Below are 3,977 nucleotides of genomic sequence, written 5' to 3'. Positions count from 1 at the left end.
GCCGTGTGGACTACTTCCTGGTGCTCCGTCGGGTGCTCTTGCCGGTGCTCTTCGCGGCCGCCGCCCGCTTCTTCGGCGCGGTGGTGCGCCGCCGGGCCGGGGCCGCGTCGCTGACCCGGTCGCCGAGCACGTCGCGCAGGAACTTCCCGGTGTGGCTGGCGGGTACGGCCGCCACCTCCTCCGGGGTGCCCTCGGCGACGACCGTGCCGCCGCCGTGCCCGCCCTCGGGGCCCATGTCCACCACCCAGTCGGCGGTCTTGATCACATCGAGGTTGTGCTCGATGACGATCACCGTGTTGCCCTTGTCGACCAGGTCGGACAGCACCTCGATCAGCCGCCGGATGTCCTCGAAGTGCAGACCGGTGGTCGGCTCGTCCAGGACGTAGACGGTGCTGCCGGTGGAGCGGCGCTGCAGCTCGGAGGCGAGCTTGACGCGCTGCGCCTCGCCGCCGGAGAGCGTGGTGGCCGGCTGGCCGAGCCGTACGTACCCGAGCCCGACGTCGTTGAGCGTGCGCAGGTGACGGGCGATGGCCGGCACCGCCTCGAAGAACTCCAGCGCCTCCTCGATGGGCATGTCCAGCACCTCGGCGATGGACTTCCCCTTGTAGTGGACCTCCAGCGTCTCCCGGTTGTAGCGGGCGCCGTGGCAGACCTCGCAGGGGACGTAGACGTCCGGCAGGAAGTTCATCTCGATCTTGATGGTGCCGTCGCCCGAGCAGTTCTCGCAGCGCCCGCCCTTGACGTTGAAGGAGAACCGGCCCGGCAGATAGCCGCGGACCTTGGCCTCCATCGTCTCCGCGAACAGCTTGCGGACGTGGTCGAAGACACCGGTGTACGTGGCCGGGTTGGAGCGCGGGGTGCGGCCGATGGGGGACTGGTCGACGTGCACCACCTTGTCGACCAGGTCGTCCCCGGTGACGCGGGTGTGCCGCCCGGGCACCGCCTTGGCCCGGTTCAGCTCGCGGGCCAGGTGGGTGTAGAGGATGTCGTTGACCAGCGTGGACTTGCCGGATCCGGAGACGCCGGTGACCGCGGTGAGCACCCCGACCGGGAAGCTCACGTCGATGTTCTTCAGGTTGTGCTGGCGGGCGCCGTGCACGGTCAGCCGGCGCTTGGGGTCGGCCGGGCGCCGCACCTCGGGCATCGGGATGCTGCGGGCGCCGGTGAGGTACTGGCCGGTGACCGACTCCTCGTTGGCCAGCAATTCGGCCAGCGGCCCGCTGTGCACCACCTTGCCGCCGTGCTCGCCGGCACCGGGGCCGATGTCGACGACCCAGTCGGAGGTCTTGATGGTGTCCTCGTCGTGCTCCACCACGATCAGGGTGTTGCCGAGGTCGCGCAGCCGCACCAGGGTCTCGATCAGCCGGTGGTTGTCGCGCTGGTGCAGGCCGATGGACGGCTCGTCCAGCACGTACAGCACCCCGACCAGGCCGGAGCCGATCTGGGTGGCCAGCCGGATGCGCTGGGCCTCGCCGCCGGAGAGCGACCCGGCGGCGCGGTTGAGGGAGAGGTAGTCCAGGCCCACGTCGACCAGGAACCGCAGCCGCTCGTTGACCTCCTTGAGGACGCGTTCGGCGATGGCCTTCTCCCGGGCGTCCAGCGTCATCCCGCGCAGGAAGTCCGAGCACTCGCTGATCGACAGGGCCGAGACCTCGGCGATGGACTTGCCCTGCACCGTCACCGCCAGCACCAGCGGCTTGAGCCGGGTGCCGTGGCAGGCGGGGCAGGGGGCCTCGCGCATGTAGCCCTCGAAGCGCTCGCGGCCGGCGTCGGTGTCGGCCTCCGCGTAGCGGCGGCGCAGGAAGGGGATCACGCCCTCGAAGGCGGTGGCGTAGGCGCGCTCCTGGCCGTGCCGGTTCTCGTAGCGGACCTCGATCTTGGTGCGGTGCCCGCCCAGCAGCGCCTTCTTCGCGCGCTGCGGCAGGGCCTCCCAGGGCACGTCGGTGCGGAAGCTCAGGGCCTCGCCCAGCGCGCTGATCAGGTGGTGGAAGTACCCGCGGGTGTGGCCGTGGGACCAGGGGTGGATGGCGCCCTCGTCCAGGGACTTCTCCGGGTCCGGGATGATCAGCTCCGGGTCCACCTCCATCCGGGTGCCGATGCCGGTGCACTCGGGGCAGGCCCCGAAGGGGGAGTTGAAGGAGAAGGAGCGCGGCTCCAGCTCCTCGAACGACAGATCGTCGTACGGGCAGTACAGATGCTCGGAGAACATCCGCTCGCGCTGCGGGTCGTCCTCCGGCAGGTCGACGAAGTCGAGCACCACCATGCCGCCGGAGAGGCCGAGCGCGGTCTCCACCGAGTCGGTGAGCCGCCGCTTGGCGCTCTCCTTGACGGTGAGCCGGTCGACGACCACCTCGATGGTGTGCTTCTCCTGCTTCTTCAGCTTGGGCGGGTCGGCCAGCTGGATGGTGGCGCCGTCCACCCGGGCCCGGCTGTAGCCCTTGGTCTGGAGGTCGGCGAAGAGGTCGGCGAACTCGCCCTTGCGCTCGCGCACCAGCGGGGAGAGCACCTGGAAGCGGCTGCCCTCCTCCAGGCCCAGCACCTTGTCGACGACGGCCTGGGGCGACTGGCGGGCGATGGGCCGGCCGCACTCGGGGCAGTGCGGCTTGCCGATGCGGGCGAACAGCAGCCGCAGGTAGTCGTAGACCTCGGTGATGGTGCCCACGGTGGAGCGCGGATTGCGCGAGGTGGACTTCTGGTCGATCGAGACGGCCGGGGAGAGGCCCTCGATGAAGTCCACGTCCGGCTTGTCCATCTGCCCGAGGAACTGCCGCGCGTACGCGGACAGCGACTCCACGTAGCGGCGCTGCCCCTCGGCGAAGATCGTGTCGAAGGCGAGGGAGGACTTGCCCGAGCCCGAGAGGCCGGTGAAGACGATCAGGGCATCGCGCGGCAGGTCGAGCGAGACATTCTTGAGGTTGTGTTCGCGAGCACCGCGAACGGTGAGCCGGTCGGCCACGCGGATGGCACCTTTCGTGTGAAGAACGGGGACCCCATGGCGCACGGGGCACCCCCGTCCAAGAGTAGGGGCGGGCGGCAAGCCGGAAGGCCGGATCGGTCTCCCGATGGCGGTGAGCCAGCTTATAGCACGTGCGTTCGATTACCGCGCCGTTCCCGCCATCTTCACTCGAAGGAGTGGTCCGGATAGCGTGTGATCATGACGAAGCCGACCGCAGATCTCACCGGTCTGGACGAGGCCACCCACCGCCTGCTCACCGCCCTCGACACCCTGGACGACGCCGCGCTCGCCGCGCCCTCCCGGCTGTCCGGCTGGACGCGGGGCCACCTCACCACCCACCTCGCGCGCAACGCCGACGCCCTGGTCAACGTACTCGCCGGGCGCCCCATGTACGCGGACGAGAACAGCCGCGACACCGACATCGCCCGCGGCGCGCCCCGCCCCGCCGCCGAGCAGCGCGCCGACGTGCGCGACAGCGCCCAGCGGCTGGCCGGCGCCTTCGCCGCGCTGCCCGCCGACCGCTGGGCCACCACCGCCGCCCTGCGCAACGGCGTCACCGACCGGCTCGACTCGCTCCCGCTGCGCCGCTGGGTCGAGGTCGAGCTGCACCACATCGACCTCGGCATCGGCCGCACCGTCCACGACCTCACCGGCGCCTTCACCGACCGCGCCGTCGACTACCTCACCCGCCGCTACGAGGGCCACCCCGCCCTGCCGCCCCTCGACCTGCGCGCCGAGGACGGACGCAGCTGGTACAGCGGCGGCCACGAGGGCACCCGCCTCGTCGTCGCCGGAGCCCCCACCGCCCTCGTCGGCTGGCTCTCCGGCCGCACCACCGGCTCCGGGCTCACCGTCAGCGGCGGAACACTGCCCGTGGCACCCGCGCTCTGACACACTGACCGCCATGTCGTACACCGGAAACGTCACGGTCGGCGGGCCGGCCGACGCCCACGAGCTGGCCCGCCTGATCATCTCCAAGGCGGCGGTCGGCCCGATGAACAACAACGCCTACCTGCTGCGC

Annotated in this window: 2 protein-coding genes; one reads left to right on the top strand and one right to left on the bottom strand. The window is 71.0% G+C overall.

Annotated features, from left to right (window positions below):
* Positions 1–10: 10 nt before the first annotated feature.
* Complete coding sequence (uvrA, locus tag ACFV5N_RS25510) at positions 11–2,956, bottom strand: excinuclease ABC subunit UvrA (RefSeq protein ID WP_385604205.1); 2,946 nt, start codon at positions 2,954–2,956, stop codon at positions 11–13.
* A 198-nt stretch (positions 2,957–3,154) separates the two neighbouring features.
* On the opposite strand from uvrA, the gene ACFV5N_RS25505 reads away from it, so the two are divergent.
* A complete protein-coding gene (locus ACFV5N_RS25505; RefSeq protein WP_385604202.1) occupies positions 3,155–3,847 on the top strand; it encodes a maleylpyruvate isomerase family mycothiol-dependent enzyme in 693 nt (230 codons plus the stop codon).
* Positions 3,848–3,977: the final 130 nt, after the last annotated feature.

The organism is Streptomyces sp. NPDC059853 (genome assembly GCF_042731495.1).
GTDB lineage: Bacteria > Actinomycetota > Actinomycetes > Streptomycetales > Streptomycetaceae > Streptomyces.
Note: the sequence above shows the minus strand (reverse complement) of the source record. Positions and strands in the feature narration are given on the sequence as shown.